General features: G+C 52.4%; 14 protein-coding genes. 8 read left to right on the forward strand and 6 right to left on the reverse strand.

Annotated elements, in window-relative coordinates; translation table 11 throughout:
- Positions 1-93 precede the first annotated feature (93 nt).
- The 6 genes from ccrud_RS03420 to ccrud_RS03445 all read left to right on the forward strand — a co-directional run bounded on the left by ccrud_RS03420 (position 94) and on the right by ccrud_RS03445 (position 10,285).
- Positions 94-1,503 carry an NAD(P)H-quinone dehydrogenase gene (locus ccrud_RS03420; RefSeq protein ID WP_066564850.1) on the forward strand — a complete coding sequence of 470 codons (1,410 nt, stop codon included), beginning with the start codon at positions 94-96 and terminating at the stop codon, positions 1,501-1,503.
- A gap of 391 nt (positions 1,504-1,894) precedes the next feature.
- On the forward strand, positions 1,895-5,317 hold the full coding sequence (locus tag ccrud_RS03425; protein WP_066564851.1) for a pyruvate carboxylase: 3,423 nt from the start codon (positions 1,895-1,897) through the stop codon (positions 5,315-5,317).
- A 392-nt stretch (positions 5,318-5,709) separates the two neighbouring features.
- Positions 5,710-6,657 (forward strand): NAD(P)/FAD-dependent oxidoreductase, encoded by a 948-nt coding sequence (locus ccrud_RS03430; protein ID WP_066564852.1) that lies wholly within the window; start codon positions 5,710-5,712, stop codon positions 6,655-6,657.
- A gap of 79 nt (positions 6,658-6,736) precedes the next feature.
- Entirely contained in the window at positions 6,737-8,233 is a 1,497-nt protein-coding gene (gene prpD / locus ccrud_RS03435) for a 2-methylcitrate dehydratase PrpD (protein ID WP_066564854.1), read from the forward strand.
- Positions 8,230-9,147, forward strand: a complete 918-nt coding sequence (gene prpB / locus ccrud_RS03440) for a methylisocitrate lyase (RefSeq protein ID WP_066564856.1) — start codon at positions 8,230-8,232, stop codon at positions 9,145-9,147. The genes prpD and prpB overlap by 4 nt, the downstream gene beginning before the upstream one ends.
- Positions 9,140-10,285, forward strand: coding sequence for a bifunctional 2-methylcitrate synthase/citrate synthase (locus ccrud_RS03445; protein ID WP_066564858.1), 1,146 nt, complete (start codon positions 9,140-9,142; stop codon positions 10,283-10,285). The genes prpB and ccrud_RS03445 overlap by 8 nt, the downstream gene beginning before the upstream one ends.
- A gap of 637 nt (positions 10,286-10,922) precedes the next feature.
- Here the strand turns inward: ccrud_RS03445 and ccrud_RS03450 are convergent.
- Positions 10,923-12,698 (reverse strand): acetyl/propionyl/methylcrotonyl-CoA carboxylase subunit alpha, encoded by a 1,776-nt coding sequence (locus tag ccrud_RS03450; RefSeq protein WP_066564860.1) that lies wholly within the window; start codon positions 12,696-12,698, stop codon positions 10,923-10,925.
- A 205-nt stretch (positions 12,699-12,903) separates the two neighbouring features.
- Entirely contained in the window at positions 12,904-13,794 is an 891-nt protein-coding gene (locus ccrud_RS03455) for a sulfurtransferase (RefSeq protein WP_066564862.1), read from the reverse strand.
- A 317-nt stretch (positions 13,795-14,111) separates the two neighbouring features.
- Between ccrud_RS03455 and ccrud_RS03460 the strand changes: the two genes are divergently transcribed.
- Entirely contained in the window at positions 14,112-15,161 is a 1,050-nt protein-coding gene (locus tag ccrud_RS03460; RefSeq protein WP_066564864.1) for a Cj0069 family protein, read from the forward strand.
- A 70-nt stretch (positions 15,162-15,231) separates the two neighbouring features.
- Here ccrud_RS03460 and ccrud_RS03465 read toward each other — a convergent pair whose 3' ends face one another.
- Positions 15,232-15,648 carry a DUF3151 domain-containing protein gene (locus ccrud_RS03465; protein WP_066564867.1) on the reverse strand — a complete coding sequence of 139 codons (417 nt, stop codon included), beginning with the start codon at positions 15,646-15,648 and terminating at the stop codon, positions 15,232-15,234.
- Positions 15,649-15,720: 72 nt separating this feature from the next.
- Here ccrud_RS03465 and ccrud_RS03470 point away from each other — a divergent pair, with 72 nt between their 5' ends.
- Positions 15,721-17,871 carry an acyltransferase family protein gene (locus tag ccrud_RS03470; protein WP_066564869.1) on the forward strand — a complete coding sequence of 717 codons (2,151 nt, stop codon included), beginning with the start codon at positions 15,721-15,723 and terminating at the stop codon, positions 17,869-17,871.
- 449 nt (positions 17,872-18,320) lie between these two features.
- Here ccrud_RS03470 and ccrud_RS03475 read toward each other — a convergent pair whose 3' ends face one another.
- The 3 genes from ccrud_RS03475 to ccrud_RS03485 are packed head-to-tail and all read right to left on the reverse strand — an operon-like array spanning position 18,321 to position 20,799.
- Complete coding sequence (locus ccrud_RS03475; protein ID WP_066564870.1) at positions 18,321-18,911, reverse strand: Maf family protein; 591 nt, start codon at positions 18,909-18,911, stop codon at positions 18,321-18,323.
- 5 nt (positions 18,912-18,916) lie between these two features.
- Complete coding sequence (locus ccrud_RS03480; RefSeq protein ID WP_066564871.1) at positions 18,917-19,162, reverse strand: acyl-CoA carboxylase subunit epsilon; 246 nt, start codon at positions 19,160-19,162, stop codon at positions 18,917-18,919.
- Between the two features lie 23 nt (positions 19,163-19,185).
- Positions 19,186-20,799, reverse strand: coding sequence for an acyl-CoA carboxylase subunit beta (locus ccrud_RS03485; protein ID WP_066564873.1), 1,614 nt, complete (start codon positions 20,797-20,799; stop codon positions 19,186-19,188).
- Between the last annotated feature and the right edge of the window lie 186 nt (positions 20,800-20,985).

Below are 20,985 nucleotides of genomic sequence, written 5' to 3' on the forward strand. Positions count from 1 at the left end.
CAGGCCAAGTCAGTACTAATCATTTAGACTTGAAACCGCGCATCAGAGGTTTCAACTAGCATTCGCCCAGCTCACACGTGTGGAGGTGCCTTAATGGCAAAGAGGATCGTAATTATCGGCGGTGGACCTGCAGGCTATGAAGCCGCACTCGCAGGCGCTAAGTATGGTGCGGAAGTTACCGTTATTGAAGATATTGGAGTAGGCGGCTCTGCCGTCACCATGGACTGCGTGCCATCCAAATCCTTCATTGCGGGTACCGGAATCAAAACCGACCTCCGCCGTGCCGATGACATGGGACTAAACCGTGGTCTTGGCAAAGCTCACCTTGAGATCGATGCACTGAATTACCGCGTGAAGGCTCTGGCAAAGGCGCAGTCTGAGGATATTCTGGGACAGTTGCAGCGCTCAGATGTCCGCATGATTAATGGTGTTGGACGCTTCGACGATTACAACGTCAAGCAGACCACCCACTACATCAAGGTCACCCACAACGATGGCAGCGAAGAAACCATTGAGTGCGACCTTGTTCTGGTAGCAACCGGTGCAACACCTCGCATCCTGAAGGGCGCAGAGCCTGATGGAGAGCGTATCCTCACCTGGCGTCAGGTCTATGACATTGATGAACTTCCAACCCACCTCATCGTGGTTGGCTCCGGTGTGACCGGTGCTGAGTTTGTCTCTGCTTTTGCTGAGCTCGGCGTCAAGGTCACCATGGTTGCTTCCCGTGACCGCATTTTGCCTCACGATGATGCTGATGCAGCAGACGTGTTGGAAACTGTTCTGGCTGAGCGTGGTGTTTCTTTGGAAAAGCACGCTCGCGTTGAATCTGTCACCCGCACCGAAGATGGTGGTGTGTGTGTGCGCACCTCTGACGGCCGTGAAATCTTTGGCTCTCACGCACTGATGACCGTTGGTTCCATCCCTAATACCGCCGATCTGGGCATGGATAATATCGGTGTTGAGCTGGCACCATCCGGCCATATCAAGGTGGATCGTGTTTCTCGCACGAACATCCCTGGCGTTTATGCTGCAGGCGACTGCACAGATTTGTTCCCACTCGCTTCTGTTGCTGCAATGCAGGGCCGTATCGCCATGTACCACGCACTCGGTGAAGGCGTAAGCCCCATCCGTTTGAAGACTGTGGCAACGGCTGTGTTTACCCGCCCAGAAATTGCTGCTGTGGGTATTACTCATGCTCAGGTTGATTCTGGTGAAGTATCAGCTCGCGTGGTTGTACTGCCATTGGCTACTAACCCACGTGCCAAGATGCGTTCCTTGCGCCACGGTTTCGTGAAGCTATTCTGCCGTCGCAACTCTGGTTTGATCGTGGGCGGCGTGGTTGTGGCTCCAACTGCATCTGAATTGATTCTTCCGATTGCCGTCGCGGTTACCAACCAATTGACGGTCGCTGATCTGGCAGAAACTTTCGCAGTGTACCCATCCCTCTCTGGTTCTATTACAGAAGCAGCCCGCCAGCTGGTTCAGCACGACGATTTGGGATAAGTTCTGCCCTATTTATCGGACATTAACCCCGGGAACGCTTCATGCGTTCCCGGGGTTTTCTTGTGAAGACAGCCCCGAGGGAGTGAAATCTTGCAAAGTTTGCAAATGACTTCGGATGTCAGATGTCTGCAGGTGGGGTGTGTGAACGTGTCAAAGTTGGCCAAGTTTTAAGGTATTGCACGGGTCCAAAAGTGTAACGGGGCTAACTGTTGGGGGGTTTTATTTCACGCGTTACATTAAGCCCTTTCGCAGGTCAGCGGATTCTTGGTGGGAAACCTGAATTGGAAAGCAAAATGCGATGTCTGATTGAGTGGATTGGGGGTTACGATACTTGAATGAAGTGACTGCCATCACCCTTGGTGGTCTCTTGTTGAAAGGAACAATAACTCTCGTGTCGACTAACACATCCTCCACGCTTCCAGCATTCAAAAAGATCTTGGTTGCTAACCGCGGTGAAATCGCGGTTCGTGCATTCCGTGCAGCACTTGAAACTGGTGCAGCCACCGTCTCAATTTATCCTCGTGAAGATCGTGGATCATTCCACCGTTCTTTCGCTTCTGAAGCTGTTCTCATTGGTAAAGAAGGTTCGCCAGTTAAGGCGTACCTGGACATCGATGAAATTATCGGTGCAGCTAAAAAAGTTAAAGCAGATGCCATCTACCCGGGCTATGGCTTCTTGTCTGAAAATGCCCAGCTTGCGCGTGAATGTGCCGAAAATGGCATTACTTTTATCGGCCCCACTCCAGAAGTTCTAGATCTCACGGGAGATAAGTCCCGAGCGGTTACTGCTGCAAAAAAAGCGGGACTGCCTGTGTTGGCAGAGTCCACTCCGAGCAAAAATATTGACGACATTGTCAAGAGTGCGGAGGGGCAGACTTACCCGATTTTCGTGAAGGCAGTTGCTGGCGGCGGCGGACGTGGCATGCGTTTTGTTCCTAGCCCGGAAGAATTGCGTAAATTAGCTACCGAAGCGTCCCGTGAAGCTGAAGCTGCATTTGGCGATGGTGCTGTGTACGTTGAGCGAGCTGTGTTAAACCCGCAGCACATTGAAGTGCAGATCCTGGGCGATCACACTGGCGATGTCGTGCACCTTTATGAACGTGACTGCTCTGTGCAGCGCCGACACCAAAAAGTTGTAGAAATTGCACCAGCACAGCACCTGGATCCAGCGTTACGCGAGCGCATCTGTGCTGATGCGGTGAAGTTTTGCCGTTCGATTGGCTACCAAGGCGCAGGCACTGTGGAATTCTTGGTTGATGAACAGGGAAACCATGTGTTCATTGAGATGAACCCACGTATTCAGGTTGAGCACACTGTCACTGAGGAAGTGACCGAAGTCGACCTGGTGAAGGCTCAGATGCGTTTGGCAGCTGGCGCTACCTTGAAGGAATTGGGACTTACCCAAGACAAGATTCATACCCATGGTGCCGCACTGCAATGCCGTATCACCACTGAGGATCCTAACAATGGATTCCGCCCAGATACCGGAACTATCACCTCTTACCGATCCCCAGGCGGAGCTGGCGTTCGTCTTGATGGTGCAGCTCAGTTGGGTGGAGAAATCACCGCGCACTTTGATTCCATGCTGGTGAAGATGACCTGTCGTGGCTCCGATTTTGCAACTGCAGTAGCTCGCGCACAGCGTGCCTTAGCTGAATTCAATGTTTCTGGTGTGGCTACCAATATTGGCTTCTTGCGTGCACTTCTTCGTGAAGAAGACTTTACTTCCAAGCGCATTGCTACTGGTTTCATTGCTGATCACCCACATCTTTTGCAGGCGCCACCTGCTGATGATGAGCAGGGAAGGATCCTTGATTACCTGGCGGATATCACCGTGAATAAGCCTCATGGTGTGAGGCCAGTTGATGTGGCAGCGCCTATCGATAAGCTGCCAAATATCAAGGACCTGGCACTGCCACGCGGTTCCCGTGACCGTCTCAAGCAGCTTGGACCTGCAGCGTTTGCCCGCGATCTGCGCGAGCAAGATGCACTAGCAGTTACCGATACTACGTTCCGTGATGCCCATCAGTCGTTGCTGGCAACTCGTGTCCGCGCGTTTGCATTGATCCCTGCGGCAGAGGCCGTCGCAAAGCTGACTCCTGAGCTGTTATCCGTGGAAGCTTGGGGCGGTGCCACCTACGATGTGGCCATGCGTTTCCTCTTTGAGGATCCATGGGCAAGGCTCGACGAGCTGCGCGAGGCGATGCCGAATGTCAATATTCAGATGTTGCTTCGCGGACGCAACACTGTTGGCTACACTCCGTACCCAGATTCCGTTTGCCGTGCATTTGTGAAGGAAGCCGCCAACTCTGGTGTGGATATTTTCCGTATCTTCGATGCGCTCAACGATGTTTCTCAGATGCGCCCAGCAATCGACGCGGTGCTAGAAACCAACACGGCTGTGGCAGAAGTTGCGATGGCTTATTCTGGTGATCTTTCCGATCCAAATGAAAAGCTGTACACGCTGGATTACTACCTGAAGATGGCAGAAGAGATCGTCAAGTCTGGCGCTCATATTCTTGCGATTAAGGATATGGCCGGATTGCTCCGCCCAGCTGCGGCAACCAAGTTGGTCACTGCGCTGCGCCGTGAATTTGAGCTACCAGTGCACGTGCACACCCATGACACTGCCGGCGGACAGCTAGCCACCTACTTCGCTGCAGCTCAAGCCGGTGCAGATGCTGTGGATGGTGCTTCCGCGCCACTGTCTGGCACCACCTCACAGCCTTCACTATCTGCAATTGTGGCAGCCTTCGCACACACCCGTCGCGATACCGGACTGAGCCTTGATGCGGTGTCTGACCTTGAGCCATACTGGGAAGCTGTTCGTGGCCTCTACCTGCCATTTGAATCCGGTACCCCAGGTCCAACCGGGCGCGTTTACCGCCATGAAATCCCAGGTGGACAGCTCTCCAACTTGCGTGCACAGGCCACTGCGCTGGGACTTGCAGATCGTTTTGAACTGATCGAAGACAACTACTCAGCCGTGAATGAGATGCTGGGACGACCAACCAAGGTCACTCCATCATCTAAGGTCGTTGGCGATCTTGCGCTCCATCTTGTGGGCGCAGGTGTTGATCCAGCAGACTTTGCTGCCGATCCACAAAAGTACGATATTCCAGATTCTGTCATCGCATTCTTGCGTGGTGAACTTGGCAACCCTCCAGGAGGCTGGCCAGAGCCGCTGCGTACCCGCGCTCTGGAAGGTCGCTCTGAAGGCAAGGCACCGTTGACTGAGGTTCCTGCTGAGGAACAAAAACACCTTGATTCCGATGATTCTGCGGAGCGACGCAGCAGCCTCAACCGACTGCTCTTCCCGAAGCCAACTGAAGAATTCCTCGAGCACCGCCGACGCTTTGGCAACACCTCAGCGCTGGATGATCGTGAATTCTTCTACGGATTAGTAGAGGGCCGAGAGACTATTATTCGCTTGCCAGAAGTAAGCACCCCATTGCTGGTTCGTCTCGATGCGATTTCCGAGCCTGATGATAAGGGCATGCGCAACGTGGTCACCAACGTCAATGGCCAGATCCGCCCAATGCGTGTGCGTGATCATTCCGTTGAATCTGTCACTGCAACCGCAGAAAAGGCTGATACCTCCAATATGGGTCATGTTGCCGCACCATTTGCTGGCGTTGTCACCGTGACTGTCGCAGAAGGCGATGAGGTTAAGGCTGGAGATGCAGTTGCAATCATCGAAGCTATGAAGATGGAAGCAACGATCACAGCTTCCAGCGATGGCACGATCGAGCGCGTTGTTGTTCCTGCTGCAACAAAGGTGGAAGGCGGCGATTTGATCGTCGTAGTTTCTTAAGCGCCTGTTCTTAAAAGCTCCCGCTCTTCTTATGTGGAAAGAGAGCGGGAGCTTTTTCGTCTGTTTAAGGGGATGAAATTTTAGAATGAGTAAATTTGTGTGGGCGTGGCCTTATGAAGCGCTGAGGATCGATTCTGGGAAGGCGCTTTTTCAGGGACTCAAATGCAGTTTTTTGGCGGGCCTGGACAGGACGACCAAGGTCTGAGCAGGCATCATAAATCTTGGTCGCTTTGTCTGGTTTTGTTGTTGGAAGGCTATGGTGGCCTGTGTATATGACGAGATGGGCACGCAAAGTGGACCAATTAATGAAAAAGACTTTCAATAAAGCGTTGATCGGTGTATTCTCGTGATTCCCATCAAGTAGTTTTCGACTTTTAAGAGGAGTCCCTCGCATGTCACCCCTGCCAACTTCATCCAAATCCTCAGATCACATCATCGATGTAGCCATTGTCGGTGCTGGCCCGGCTGGGCTTGCTGCAGCAGTTGCTCTCGGCCGTTCTTTGCGCAGTGTAACCATCATCGACGCAGGTCAACCGCGAAACCGCTATGCTCATGCAGCGCACAATACGCTCGGCCAAGAGGGAATTTCCCCTGCTGAACTCCTCGAAAAGGGCCGCGCCGAAGCGCGTTCCTATGGCGTGAACATTAACTCCGGGCGTGTGGAAAAGGTGCAGCGTGGCAGCGACTCCTTCGCCATAACGCTTGACGACGCCTCCCTCCTTCACGCCCGGCGCATCATCTTGGCACACGGTGCCGTTGATGAATTACCAGAGATTGACGGTCTGATGGAGCTGTGGGGAACCAAGGTTTTGCACTGCCCTTATTGCCACGGATTTGAGGCTCGTGGCGCGGAGATCGTGGTGTTGAATACTTCGTCGATGTCTGGACATCAGGCTTTGATGTTTTCGCAGCTGTCACAGAAAGTGACGTTGGTGGGCATCATAGATCTTGAGGAGCACACCAGGGCGCTGCTTGAAAAAGCTGGTGTCAAGGTGGTTCGGGATGATGTTGTCAGCGTTGCTGCGGTAGGAGACGGCGTGGATATGACGCTCGCATCCGGTGACAGTATGCAGAGCGATTTCATTGTGGTTGCCACCCGTCCGATGGCAGATGACAGCTTGTATTCCCAATTGGGTGGAGAGATGGAAGAGGGGCCAATGGGGCGCTCGATTCCATCGTCACCAAGCGGTCGCACTCCAATTGAAGGAGTGTGGGCAGCTGGAAATGCTCAGGCAGCCAACTCGATGGTTTATGCTTCTGCGGCTCAAGGTGTGATGGCTGGTGCTGAGATTAACTTTGATCTGATTTTGGCAGATATCGCCGATGCGGATTCTCAGTAAGAAAATTGTGGCTTGGGGCACACAATCGGCCTAGGGTGGAGGTATCGAAGAATTATCGAGCAACCTGAGGAGCCCCTCGATGCGTATTCATGATGTTCGTAGTTATTTATCGGCGGAGAATTTTCCCAAATCAGAGCATCTTGCGTGGAAATTTGCGGAACTTGCCACTGATCCAGTGGAGGTAACGCCGGAAGTTTCGGAGATGATCATCAATCGGATCATCGACAACGCGGCAGTGTCTGCAGCCTCGGTGTTACGCAGACCTGTGAGCGTGGCAAGGCAACAAGCGCAAGCTCATCCCCGAGATAAAGGCGGGCAAGTTTTTGGAATTAAAGGCAGCTACTCAGCAGAGTGGGCTGCCTTTGCTAATGGGACGGCTGTGCGGGAACTTGATTTCCATGACACGTTCCTCGCTGCAGACTATTCGCATCCTGGCGATAATATTCCTCCCCTGGTGGCCGTTGCCCAGGCACAAAAAAGTTCAGGCCGTGATTTACTCCGAGGCATTGCCACGGCTTATGAAGTGCAGGTGGATTTAGTGAAGGGGATATGCCTGCATGAGCACAAAATTGATCATGTAGCGCACCTTGGTCCAAGTGTTGCTGCAGGTTTGGGCACGTTGTTGCGTGTGGACGAGGAGACCATCTATCAGGCAATTGGCCAGGCTTTGCACACCACGACGGCCACGAGGCAATCGCGAAAAGGTGAGATTTCCAGCTGGAAGGCGTTCGCACCAGCATTTGCCGGAAAGATGGCTATTGAGGCGATGGATCGAGCGATGCGTGGGGAAGGATCGCCAGCTCCGATCTGGGAGGGCGAAGATGGTGTTATCGCGTGGCTGCTATCGGGTAAAGATCATGTTTATCATGTGCCATTGCCGGAACGTGGTGAGCCCAAGCTGGCGATTTTAGAGACCTACACCAAGCAACATTCAGCGGAATATCAATCACAAGCACCGATTGATCTGGCGCGAAGGATGAAGCCTGCCGTTGATGCTGCAGGTGGAACGGAACACATCGCTGAGATCGTGCTGCACACCAGCCACCACACCCACTTCGTGATTGGTACTGGGGCGAACGATCCACAAAAGATGGATCCGCAAGCATCGCGCGAAACGCTGGATCATTCCATCATGTATATTTTCGCCGTTGCGCTGCAAGATGGCATGTGGCACCACGAATATTCCTATACGCGCAAACGTTCCACCCGCCCAGAGACCGTGGCATTGTGGCAGAAGGTGCGCACCGTAGAAGATCCAGAATGGACTCGTCGATATCATGCGCAAGATCCAGCAGAAAAGGCCTTCGGGGCAAAAGCTGTGATCACTATGGTAGACGGCACCGTCATCGAAGATGAATTAGCCGTTGCAGATGCGCACCCTCTAGGAAGCCAGCCTTTTGAGCGGGAAAATTATATCGGTAAGTTTCGTACGCTTGCGAAAAATACCGTGGCAGAAGCAGAACAGGAACGCTTCTTAAATGCTGTGCAAAGTTTGCCTGAGCTGGATGATTTGAGCGAACTGAACATTGAAGTGGACTTAAGCAAGCAAGCAGAGACAAAGGTAGGGTTGCTATGAATCTGTTCTCGAATGGCCAAGATGTGGGGAAGCGTCGAGAAGCGTTTAAAGTGGCACTGGCCGCACCTGAAATCGCACGCCTGCCCGGCGCATTCTCCCCGTTGATTGCGCGCTCCATCGAAGAAGCCGGCTTCGAAGGAGTCTACGTCTCCGGCGCCGTTGTCGCCGCTGATCTGGCACTTCCAGATATCGGCTTAACGACGCTGACCGAAGTCGCCTACCGCGCGCGGCAGATTGCGCGCGTCACGGAACTAGGCGTGCTTGTCGACGCCGACACCGGCTTTGGCGAACCCATGTCAGCAGCGCGAACAGTCTCCGAATTAGAAGACGCCGGTGTGGCAGGCTGCCATCTAGAAGACCAAGTAAACCCCAAACGCTGCGGACATTTGGACGGCAAAGAAGTAGTACCCACTGAGCTGATGGTGCGCAGAATCCGTGCCGCAGTCTCCGCACGACGCGACCCCAACTTTGTCATCTGTGCGCGCACAGATGCCGCAGGAATCGAAGGCATCGACGCCGCCATCGAGCGCGCACGCGCCTATCTTCATGCTGGCGCCGACATGATTTTCCCCGAAGCCCTGCACACAGAGGAAGATTTCCGTTATTTCCGCGCAGCCCTGCCCGAAGCCTGGCTACTGGCAAATATGACGGAATTCGGAAAAACCACGCTGCTCTCCGCCGAGCTTCTAGAAGACATTGGATACAACGCCGTGATCTATCCCGTAACCACACTGCGCATCGCGATGGGACAAGTGGAACAAGCACTTGCCGAAATCAAAGAACACGGCACCCAGGAAGGATGGCTCGACCGCATGCAACACCGCAGCAGGCTCTATGAACTCCTGCGATACGAAGACTACAACGTCTTTGACCAGAACATCTTCACCTACAAGAAAGGAGCAGACGATGCCTAAAAGGGAAGTCCACAAGGGCTTAAATGGTGTCATATCCGATTACACAAGCATCTCCAAAGTAATGCCAGAAAGTAACTCGTTGACCTACCGAGGCTACCGCGTCCAAGACTTGGTAGATACCTGCAGCTTTGAGGAAGTGATCTACCTATTGTGGTTTGGAGAGTTGCCCACTGTGGAGCAACTGCGCTCATTTAATAAATGCGGCCGCAGCTACCGATCCCTCGATGCTGGGCTGATTTCTTTGATCCACTCCCTGCCCACTGATTGTCACCCCATGGATGTGCTGCGCACCGCGGTGTCTTATATGGGAACGTTTGACCCTGATCCATTCACTCGCGATGCCGATCATATCCGCAACATCGGCCATAACCTGATGGCGCAACTTCCCATGGTGGTGGCCATGGATATCCGCCGGCGCAGTGGGGAAGAGATCCTTGCACCAGATCACAACAAAGGGATCGCCGAGAATTTTCTGTCCATGGTATTTGGCACCTCCGATGGTGGATCAGTGGCCAATTCAGCTGAAGACATTCGAGATTTTGAACGCTCCCTGATTTTGTACGCAGAACACTCTTTCAACGCCTCCACATTTTCTGCCCGCGTGATTTCATCGACAAGATCGGATGCGTACTCGGCGATCACGGGTGCGATCGGTGCTCTCAAAGGCCCACTTCATGGTGGCGCTAATGAATTTGTCATGCACACCATGCTTGAGATCGACGATCCTGCCCAAGCCGCAGACTGGATGGGTCGAGCGCTAGATCGTAAAGAACGCATCATGGGGTTTGGCCACCGCGTATACAAAAATGGTGATTCTCGAGTGCCATCAATGGAGAAATCTATGCGAGCACTTGCGATTAGACACAGAGGTCAAAAATGGGTGCACATGTATGAATCCATGCAAGAGGTGATGGATACCCGCACCGGCATCAAACCAAACCTTGATTTTCCTGCCGGACCTGCGTATTACATGCTCGGATTCCCCGTAGATTTCTTTACCCCACTATTTGTATTGGCACGGTTATCTGGTTGGACGGCGCACATCGTGGAGCAATTTGAAAACAACGCCTTGATTCGCCCACTATCTGCTTATTCTGGCGTGGAGGAAAGGGAAATCGTGCCAATTGAGCAGCGCTGATGGTTGTTGTGGCGCGAAAAACCTGACTTGGTTCTTTTGGTTTTTTGAGCAGCATGATCAGTGGTAATTTTTCGGCACTCATGGGAGCCAAGTCAGGAGTAATTATATTGCTGATGTGGCTGTGTGCTGATTTAAGGGATTGAATATCTGGAACAGGCTTTCGTGTCAACCAGCACCCATCAAGCGCTTAGATCGGCACCTGGGAGAGGTGATTTTCGGGACAGGTGAGGCTATTGGGAATCCTGTGAGATTCCAGTGCAAGGATCCGTCCCACCTCGCTGGAAACTTAGTAAATCGAACGAATACTTGCATAACATTGCCCTGTGGGTGCAAAAATCTGTTCCATTTTCGAAAAAATTAGCGATTTAGAACGAGAATTTGCATCTTCAGTGAGCCTGGGGCTTAGCTCGAGCGTGTAACCAACTTCTGCACGATTCAAGCCAGCAAAAGTAGCTAACCCCTTGATGGCATGGTTGATCCTCATTTTTCAGCACTAAGTGAGTAATTGCCGGTGATAAATTCCGCAGTCCCCTCGATTCGGAGGGAACTGTTCCGGCTCAGTTCTAAAAGTGAAAAACCCTCGGGCCGCCGCCTGAAAATCAGACAGTGCCCGAGGGAATTTTAGTGAAGTCAGAGACTACTTAATCTCGAGGAGAACAACGCCCTTGTTCACGCCTTCGCCTGCAGTGACAGCAAGACCAGTGACGGTACCGGACTTGTGAGCCTTTACAGGATTTTCCATCTTCATAGCTTCGAGGACAACGACGGTATCGCCTTCGTTGACTTCTGCGCCTTCTTCGACGTTGACCTTGATGACAGTGCCCTGCATTGGAGCTGCAACTGCATCGCCGGAAACGCCAGACTTAGCGCCACCTGCACGACGCTTCTTAGCCTTCTTCTTAGGGCCAGCGGAGCCACCCAGTGCAAGATCGCCTGGGAGTGCAACCTCAACACGACGGCCGTTGATCTCAACGATGACCTTCTGTGCTGGGGTGTTGTCTTCTTCATCGTCGAGCTCAGTGGTATCGAGATAAGGAGCGATTGGGTTATCCCATACTTCTTCGATCCACTTGGTGTAGATTTCGAAGCTTTCGCCGTTGCCAACGAATGATGGGTTTTCCACGATATGCTGGTGGAAAGGGATAACGGTTGGCATGCCCTCAACGATGTATTCGGAAAGTGCACGGCGGGAGCGCTGGAGAGCCTGCTCGCGAGTGTCGCCCCAAACGATCAGCTTAGCCAGCATGGAGTCGAACTGTCCGGAGATTTCGGATCCTTCAACAACACCGGAGTCCATGCGGACGCCTGGGCCCTGTGGCTCGCGGTAGCTGGTGATCTTGCCTGGTGCAGGCATGAAGTTGGATCCTGCATCTTCGCCGTTGATACGGAACTCGAATGCGTGGCCGCGTGGGGTTGGGTCTTCCTTGATGGAAAGCTCGTGGCCCTCAGCAATGCGGAACATTTCGCGGACCAGGTCGAGGCCGGTGGTCTCTTCGGTGACTGGGTGTTCCACCTGGAGACGGGTGTTGACCTCGAGGAAGGAGATTAGTCCGTCAGAGCCAACGAGATACTCCACGGTGCCTGCACCGTAGTAGCCAGCTTCCTTACAGATGGCCTTTGCGGAGGAGTGTAGACGCTCGCGCTGGTCATCGGTGAGGAATGGTGCTGGTGCTTCTTCAACAAGCTTCTGGAAACGACGCTGCAGGGAACAGTCACGAGTACCAGCGACAACAACGTTGCCGTGCTTATCGGCGATGACCTGGCACTCTACGTGGCGTGCCTTGTCTAGGTAGCGCTCAACGAAGCACTCGCCGCGACCGAAAGCAGAGGTTGCTTCACGGGTTGCAGACTCGAAGAGGTCAGCGACTTCTTCCATCTTGTAGGCAACCTTCATGCCGCGTCCGCCGCCACCGAATGCTGCCTTGATGGCGATTGGGAGACCGAATTCTTCAGCGAAAGCCACAACTTCTGCTGCGTCCTTCACTGGCTCCTTGGTGCCAGGTGTCATTGGCGCATTTGCAGTGTCTGCAATGTGGCGTGCGGTGACCTTGTCACCAAGGGAACGGATGGATTCAGGTGATGGTCCAATCCAGATGAGGCCTTCGTTGATTACTGCTTCTGCGAAGTCAGCGTTTTCAGCGAGGAAGCCGTAGCCTGGGTGAATGGCGTCTGCACCGGACTTGCGGGCAGCATCGAGGATCTTGTCAATGACGAGGTAAGACTCGGCGGATGTGTTGCCACCGAGAGCAAAAGCCTCATCAGCGTAGGTAACGAAAGGCGCGTCTGCATCTGGCTCTGCGTAGACAGCGACAGATCCGATGCCTTCATCCCGAGCTGCACGGAACACGCGAATTGCAATCTCACCGCGGTTAGCAACAAGAACCTTGGTGATCTTCCTAGTCTCGACTGACACTAAATACTCCTGATTTGAATTGATGGCTCAGTGGGTAGGCACATACTTGCCTGACCAATACTGATTATTCTTGCACACTCACCCGCGAAGAACTCAACCAGATATGAGGATTTACTCATATTCTGCAGATTTTCTTCTCGTTTAAGCAGCTAATCAAGTAATTGATCAGGCAAAAGAGGATATGCACATTCTAGGCACCGAATTGTTATTTTTTGGTGTTTTCGCCAGTTTTGATCGGCATGCGAACCATATTTCCCCATTCGGCCCAAGATCCGTCGTAATTTCGGACGTTTTCGAATCCGAGCAAGTACTTCATGACGAACCAAGTGTGGGCTGCACGATCGCCAACTTGGCAGTAGACAACAGTGTCGTCCTTTGGATTGAGCTCGGCGTAGATCTTGTCGAGCTCTGCTCGGGTGCGGAAATTGCCATTTGGTAGAACTGCTGCAGACCAATCCAAGTTGACGGCGCCTGGGATGTGGCCGCCGCGAAGCACACCGTTTCCGGCAGCTGGGATACCGTATTCATTGAGGCCGGAGAACTCCGCAGGGGTGCGGACGTCGACAAGCTTCATGCTACCGGCTGGGGTGAGCGAGCTGAGGACCTCAGCGACGAAGGCGCGCTGGCCTTCGTCGACACGCTCGACAACAGGGTAGTTGGCGGAAGGGTACTCAGGAACGACATAAGAAGTATCGCGTTCCTCAGCCATCCACGCATCGCGGCCGCCGTTGAGGAGGCGCACATCGGAGTGGCCGAAAAGTTCAAACACCCAAAGGGTGAACGCAGCCCACCAGTTGGACTTATCTCCATAAATAACGACGGTGTCATCGCGTGCAATGCCCTTGCGGTTCATTAATTCGGCGAAAGCTTCGCCGTCGATGAAATCACGAGTGAACGGATCGTTGAGGTCTTTTGACCAGTCAATACGGACTGCGCCCGGGAGGTGTCCGATGTCGTAGAGGAGGGAGTCTTCATTGGACTCGACGACCTTGAGGCCTGGGGAGCCTAGACGTGCGGAAAGCCAGGATGCAGAGACGATCCTTTCAGGGTGTGCGTATTCCTCAAAGGCGGGAAATGGGTCGAATGGTGCTGCCATGTGGGGGTCGCTGCCTTCCATAAATGTGTGAAAATCTAATACTGTATCCCAGCATATTGGTTTAAGGCCTTTGTGTCCTTAATTACTACTGGCTGGGTTGATCAGCATAGAACATGAATTGTGCTTTATTGTCTATCTTGTCAACGTGAAAATGCCCAATGTTTAAGTTCACTTTTTGGTGTTTTGAGATTAAAGGGTTTCCCACGTTGTACTTGTAAAAACGTGTTGAAAAGTTCAGTTTTTTAACGCTGCTGATCACCTCTTGAAGCGATCCACCTAACACGCTTCAAGTTATGAGAAAGTGAAATCCACCACCCATGAACAAAAGCATTGTTGTTTTTGAAGTCGAAGGCGGCTCTGACAAGCATTTCGATGGTCACCGTAAAGACACCATGCCCATCGTAAACTCAATTAAAGATGCCGGTTGGCACGCCGAGGTTGTGTACTACCGCCCCGAGTGGACCGAAAATCTTTTTGAGTATATTTCTGAAAAATTCGACGGATATATCTCACGCGTAAATCCTGGAAATATTCCTGGCGGCGAGCGCGGCTATTTCGATTTGCTCACGCGGTTGTCTGAAGCCGGCCTGGTCGGCATGTCCACACCAGAGGAAATGATGGCTTATGGCGCGAAAGATGCGCTGGTTAAGCTCTCAACAACTGATCTGGTGCCAACTGATACTCAGGCGTATTACGATGTGGAGACTTTCCACGAGGTATTCCCAGCTTCTTTGTCTTATGGTGAGCGCGTGCTTAAGCAAAATCGCGGTTCTACCGGTTCCGGTATTTGGCGCGTGCAGCTTGTTGATAAAGAGCTAGCTGCATCCATTGAGCCTGGCACCACATTGCCTTTGGATACTGAAATCAAATGTACTGAAGCCGTAGATAACCACACGGAGATTCGTCAGCTCGGCGAGTTCATGGATTTCTGCGATCAATACATCATCGGCGATAACGGCATGTTGGTTGATATGCGTTTCATGCCACGTATCATCGAAGGCGAAATCCGTATTTTGTTGGTTGGTCCGCATCCTGTATTTGTGGTGCATAAGAAGCCAGCCGAAGGCGGCGACAATTTCTCCGCCACCCTGTTTTCTGGTGCGAAGTACACCTATGACAAGCCAGAGCAGTGGCAGGAATTGGTTGACCTGTTTGCGAACGCGCGTCCGGTCATCGCAGAAAAACTTGGCGGCGATAATATCCCACTGATCTGGACTGCCGATTTCATGCTCGGCGATGTCGTTGACGGCCAGGACACCTACGTGTTGGGCGAGATTAACTGCTCCTGTGTTGGCTTCACTTCGGAGCTGGATATGGGTATCCAGCAGCTCGTCGCGTCCGAGGCGATCAAGCGCATTACTGCATAAAAAAATTCTGCTTATCGACGTCTCCCTCCCACACCTTGCTTGGCAAGGCGCGGGAGGGAGCTCGTTTTTTCTACTTGTCTAACAAAATTGCTACAGATGCTGGATCAGCATCCGAGAGCATCTGACGGCAACGATCGTACTCATTGTTCTCGCCGATCAGTTTCGCTGCGAGAGCCAGCGAAGCAATGGCTCTTAGAACACCTTGATTAGGTTCATGGGAGTAAGGGACTGGGCCCCAACCCTTCCAACCATTTGCACGCAAACGGTCAAGGCTACGATGATATCCCGTACGTGCAAATGCGTAGGCTTGGATTTTTTCTTCATCAGTTGATGCGGAATTAAGGAGATCCTCTGCACGGCATACCCACACCAAAGGGCTATCGGGATGAGCAATCGCTGTAGAGGTCAACGTTGGATCTGCGCCCTGTGCAGGATCCTCTGGAAGCTTCACTGGGGGAGGGGCAAGCATGTCATTGATTTGTACCATGCCCCAATCCTAACTTTAATGATCCATGTGAGAAGATCATTAGGCTATACAGGAAATTGAAAGAGGTTTTTAGTGGTATCGGCGAGGGGACTTTCTGAAGTTCTAAAAGAAGGACTTCAACGTGGCAAAGCCACTTCGCCTACCCAAAAAGTTCCGAGGTCTGGCTATCGCTATGACCTCGATGGACTCCGAGGAATCGCGATTGCTTTCGTGGTGCTCTTCCATGTTTTTGTTGGAAAAGTATCCGGTGGCGTCGATGTTTTCCTCCTCCTTTCTGGCTATTTTTTCCTTGGGTCGCAGCTGCGCTATGCAGACCGCCCCGACTCTTCTATTAACCCGTGGTGGCCTTTTTGGCGCACACTGCGGCGGTTGCTTCCCGCATTGGTGGTCGTCCTTGGCGTATCCATGGCCATCATTATGGCCTGGATACCACGCTTGCAAAGAATAGAAATAGCCAACCAAGCAGTAGCCAGCCTGTTTTATACCCAGAACTGGGAACTAGCAGCTCAGGGCGCCTCCTATGAGGCCGCATCCGCAGAAGTTAGTCCTTTCCAACATCTGTGGTCTATGGCTGTACAAGGACAGTTTTATCTGTTCGCCATTGCCTTGAGCATGGTGATCATCCTGATCCGCCGCTATCGCCCAGAATATGCGGCTCTCCAACTAGCCACACCTGTGCTGGCAGTACTCACCTCAGTGTCATTTTTCAGCGCAGTGGTTTGGCACTTTGTGGACCAATCCGTGAACTATTATTCCACGTTCACGAGGTTCTGGGAGCTGGGATTAGGCGCACTACTAGCTCTACATGCACCTCGGATTTTGCTGTCTGAAAAGACCAAATCAATCCTTGCAGCCGTGGGCTTATTCATGGTGCTATCCACTGGTTTCATCATGGATGGTGCGCAGACTTTCCCTGGAGCTCCAGCGCTGTATCCAATTCTGGGTGCCTGCCTGATCATTCTTGGCGACGGTAAAGTATCTGTATTCCTGTCCCGAAAGTGGATGCGCTGGCTTGGCGATATCGCTTATCCGTTGTATCTCTGGCACTGGCCTTTGCTGATCATGCTGACCGCTTATTTCAATCAAACTGAGCCCTCGATATGGCTAGGCATTGCAGTTATCGTGCTGTCTGTTGGCCTTGCACAGTTGACTAATAAATACATCGAAAAGCCCATGCAACAGCAAGGCAAGCGTCCCGTTTTTAGGGAATCACGCAGCGCGGAAGCTTTAAAGAAACTACGTTCTTCACGTCCCGCTCAATTGCGTGCTGTCGCAGGCATCGCTGTGGTTGTAGTCGGCATGTCAGTGAGTTCTTCTCCACAGGTGCTGTACCAACGCGTAGTGGATGCCCAAGCCACTAGTTTAGATCCTTCAATCTACCCTGGTGCACTGTCCTTGGCAGGTATGAGCTTCCCAGAAGCCGATCCCGAACCAAATCCTTATGTCCTTGCAGATACCGTCTCACCTGCGTGGGCGAAGGGCTGCATGTCAGTATTTGGCGATGATCCTTCTGAATTGGCGCCAGATAGATACGACCCAGAATTTTGTACCTTCGGAAATCCTGAATCTTCTGTAGAGGTATACCTGGTAGGCGGATCACACGCCGAGCAGTGGATCTCCCCACTAGATACCTTGGGGCAGCAGAACAATTTCAAAGTGATCCCACTGGTTCGCCAATCGTGCCCCACCTTTGTGGAAGATTTAGATGGTATCTTCAGCGAAGATTGCGCAGAGTTCAATGAGTATGTGATTGAACGTCTCGCAGAGGTCAAACCAGATCTAGTTGTGTCTAATTCCACGCGCCCGCTCTTAGAAAAGGGCCGTGGCATCGACGAGGTCCCAGAATCATATATCACGCTGTGGGACTTCCTTGAAGCAGAAAACATTCCGTTCCTGGGTCTGCGTGACAACCCATGGTTCATTCAGCCCAGCGGCGAAGGCTGGTTGGTATCACAATGCTATGAGGAAGAACGTTCCTTGGAGGATTGCTCAATCACCAGAGATAACTTCTATGCACTTGTTGATCCAGCAGCTGAAGAACTAGCAAGCCGACCTAATATGCTTGCCGTTGATACTTCCGCGTGGTTCTGCCCAGACGACATCTGCGTTCCAGTGATCGGAAATGTCTACGTCTACCGCGATGGCAACCATATGTCGGATGAATATGCGCAGTCTCTGACTCCACTGGTGTGGGGGAGCATGCGCAAGCTGCTGGGGCGCTAACCAATCCGATAGGGCTGCCAAGATTTAAAGAGAAACTACAACCTGACTTGGCTCAAGTTAGCGCCGAAATTAGCACGATTAATGAGGCTCAAAGATCTCTATCTCGCCACATTAACGTGAATTACATCGAGTCATTTGGCCCTAAATCTCCACCTTTATAATTGGGGTAGAAGTTATTTCGGAATACTCTCTCCGAACCTACCCACTTGATACCGAAAAACTACAACCAATCACTGATGATCAATATGCCATCAAAGACTTAGCTACTTTAGGGATTTCTAACTGGTTTGAAGAGCGCGATGGTTGGTTTAGGGGTGTGAGCTATGCGTCCGGCTTAAGGTGCAAATATCCACCACAACTCTGAACTCGCCATCCCGATCAAGTCGGTCAACAAGCCAAAATAGGCCAGGTTAGGTACTGAGGCGCTAGTAAACTAGCAGAGTGCGGGATTAGCTCCAAAAATCGCTGGCGTTAAAGCCCAGTTGATAAAGCGCGCGTCGTACAACAGGTAGCGACAACCCGATCACCGAAGAAGGATCGCCTTCGATAGAATCAATGAACCACCCACCGAGCGCTTCCAGAGTGAAAGCACCAGCGCATTCTAAAGGCTCGCCAGTAGCGGCGTATCGCTCGATGTCGATATCACTTGCTTCGGCGAAATGAATGGTAGTGGAGGAAGCCTCAACAATCACTTTGTCGCCGAAGATGATGGCGTGTCCAGTGATCAGTTTGGCCTGTTTGCCACGCTGTTGTTTCCATCTTTCGATGGTGGCTTCGCGGGTATGCGGCTTGCCCTGGAGGGTGGCGTCGATAAGCAGCATGGAATCGCCACCAATGATTACGTCGTCTGGGTAAGACGGCGCAATCACTTGTGCTTTAGCCAGCGCAAGCTGGCATACGATTTCCTCCGGCGCAGCTCCGTCAAGAGCGCGGATGAGTGCATCCTCATCGACATCAGCTGGACAAATGATGGGCTCAACGCCCGCCGAATTCAAAATTTGTCGGCGGGACGGAGACTGCGAAGCGAGAACGATGTGCATAGATTTTAAAAGAAATTCACATTCTGAAATGCACTGGGGTTGAACGTGGTGGGGCGACTCAGACGCTCCGTCAGGTTGCCCCATTGGTTGCGGTCATAGCTTGTCGACGCCTGCTGTGCTGCAGCAGACTTGGCCAAACCTGCAAACACCATGGTCAGGGCCGCAACCTCTTGATCAGATGGGTTGCCAGACACGATTTGCAGAAATGGCTTCGCTGCGGCCTTGGTGCCCTGGTTGGTCTCTTCAGACATGGTTCTCCTTGAAAAATCAGTGTTTATAGTGGAATGTTGCCGTGCTTTTTAGCAGGAACATTAACAACCTTGCGATCCAGCAGGCGCAGACCCTCAATGATCTGGCCACGGGTTTCAGAAGGTGGAATAACAGCGTCAACGAGGCCACGCTCTGCAGCGACATAAGGATTGACCAGAGTCTCTTCGTACTCGCGCTCGTAATCCTTCGCCACCTCAGCAACGTTCTTGCCTTCGGTAGCAGCCTGCTTGAGTTCCTTGCGGTAAATAAATCCAACAGCACCTGATGCACCCATGACGGCGATCTGCGCGGTAGGCCATGCGAATACGAGGTCAGCGCCCATATCCTTAGAGCCCATAACGCAGTATGCTCCGCCGTAAGACTTACGGGTGATCACAGTGATCTTGCCGACGGTTGCTTCAGCGTATGCATAGAGTAACTTAGCGCCACGACGGATGATGCCATCGAATTCCTGGTTGGTGCCAGGCAAGAAGCCAGGAACGTCCACGAACTCAACGATTGGGACGTTGAACGCATCGCATGTACGGATGAAGCGTGCTGCCTTCTCGGAAGCCTTGATATCCAAGCAACCTGCGTACTGAGTTGGCTGGTTGGCCACGATGCCGACGGAACGTCCCTCAACGCGGGCGAAACCACAGAGAATGTTCTCTGCGAAGCCTTCCTGGATTTCGAAGAACTCGCCCTCATCGACAATGCGGGAAATAACTTCCTTCATGTCATAAGGCTGGTTCGGGGAATCAGGAATGATGGTGTCCAATTCCAGATCCGTCGCATTGACGTTTTCCTTGATGGAACCGACCATGATGTCAGCTTCCTGGCGTGGAGCTTCCGCACGGTTGTTGGAAGGAAGGAACGTGGTAAGTTCGCGAACCCAATCCAGTGCATCTGCATCATCAGATGCGGTGTAGTGAGAAGTACCAGAAGTAGCCATGTGGGTGTGTGCACCGCCAAGCTCTTCCTGTGTGACATCTTCACCGGTGACGGTCTTGATGACATCAGGGCCGGTGATAAACATCTTGGAGGACTGATCCACCATGACGATGAAGTCGGTCAGAGCAGGGGAGTACACGTGTCCACCAGCACAAGCGCCCATGATCAGGGAGATCTGTGGGATCACGCCGGAAGCCTGGGTGTTGCGGTAGAAGATCTGTGAGTACAGACCCAAGGAGACAACGCCTTCTTGGATACGAGCGCCTGCGCCCTCGTTAATACCGATCAAAGGAACACCAGTCTTGATGGCAAGATCCATGACCTTGACGATCTTCTCACCATAAACTTCGCCCAAAGCGCCACCGAAAACAGCGCCATCCTGAGAAAAGACACAGACCTTGCGGCCATCGATGGTGCCGTAACCGGTGACAACGCCATCGGTGACAGGACGCTTAGCATCCAAACCAAAGTTCTTGGAACGGTGACGAGCGAGGGCATCGATCTCTACGAAAGAGCCTTCGTCGAGCAAGTACTCGATGCGTTCACGGGCAGTCTTCTTGCCAGCTTTGTGAGCTTTTTCTACATAAGCCTCGCCCATTGGAGCTTGAGCTTCTGCAAGACGGGAGCGAAGATCGGAGAGCTTGCCGGCCGTCGTGGTGAGGTCAGGTGTGGTCTGTGCTGCAGTCATAGTTTCTTAGTCTAAATCCTGAGGGGTGTGAGTGGATAATACGCATGGTCATGGCCAGTGAGCTTTCAAACATTAAACGAAGTCCGGAATGAACTTGTCTATGAAGAAAATCGACGCACTAAATGATTTAATCCCCTGGATGGGGATTAATTGATCTACTAACCGGTCATGTTAGTCGAGGGCCAC

Origin of the sequence: Corynebacterium crudilactis (assembly GCF_001643015.1) — a bacterium.
GTDB classification, from domain to species: Bacteria; Actinomycetota; Actinomycetes; order Mycobacteriales; family Mycobacteriaceae; genus Corynebacterium; species Corynebacterium crudilactis.

Bases quoted from the DNA above. Each gene is read 5' to 3' on its own strand.
- ccrud_RS03420 (WP_066564850.1), top strand. From the start codon at position 94: ATGGCAAAGAGGATCGTAATTATCGGCGGTGGACCTGCAGGCTATGAA.
- ccrud_RS03430 (WP_066564852.1), top strand. From the start codon at position 5,710: ATGTCACCCCTGCCAACTTCATCCAAATCCTCAGATCACATCATCGAT.
- prpD (WP_066564854.1), top strand. From the start codon at position 6,737: ATGCGTATTCATGATGTTCGTAGTTATTTATCGGCGGAGAATTTTCCC.
- prpB (WP_066564856.1), top strand. From the start codon at position 8,230: ATGAATCTGTTCTCGAATGGCCAAGATGTGGGGAAGCGTCGAGAAGCG.
- ccrud_RS03445 (WP_066564858.1), top strand. From the start codon at position 9,140: ATGCCTAAAAGGGAAGTCCACAAGGGCTTAAATGGTGTCATATCCGAT.
- ccrud_RS03455 (WP_066564862.1), bottom strand. From the start codon at position 13,794: ATGGCAGCACCATTCGACCCATTTCCCGCCTTTGAGGAATACGCACAC.
- ccrud_RS03460 (WP_066564864.1), top strand. From the start codon at position 14,112: ATGAACAAAAGCATTGTTGTTTTTGAAGTCGAAGGCGGCTCTGACAAG.
- ccrud_RS03465 (WP_066564867.1), bottom strand. From the start codon at position 15,648: ATGGTACAAATCAATGACATGCTTGCCCCTCCCCCAGTGAAGCTTCCA.
- ccrud_RS03475 (WP_066564870.1), bottom strand. From the start codon at position 18,911: ATGCACATCGTTCTCGCTTCGCAGTCTCCGTCCCGCCGACAAATTTTG.
- ccrud_RS03480 (WP_066564871.1), bottom strand. From the start codon at position 19,162: ATGTCTGAAGAGACCAACCAGGGCACCAAGGCCGCAGCGAAGCCATTT.
- ccrud_RS03485 (WP_066564873.1), bottom strand. From the start codon at position 20,799: ATGACTGCAGCACAGACCACACCTGACCTCACCACGACGGCCGGCAAG.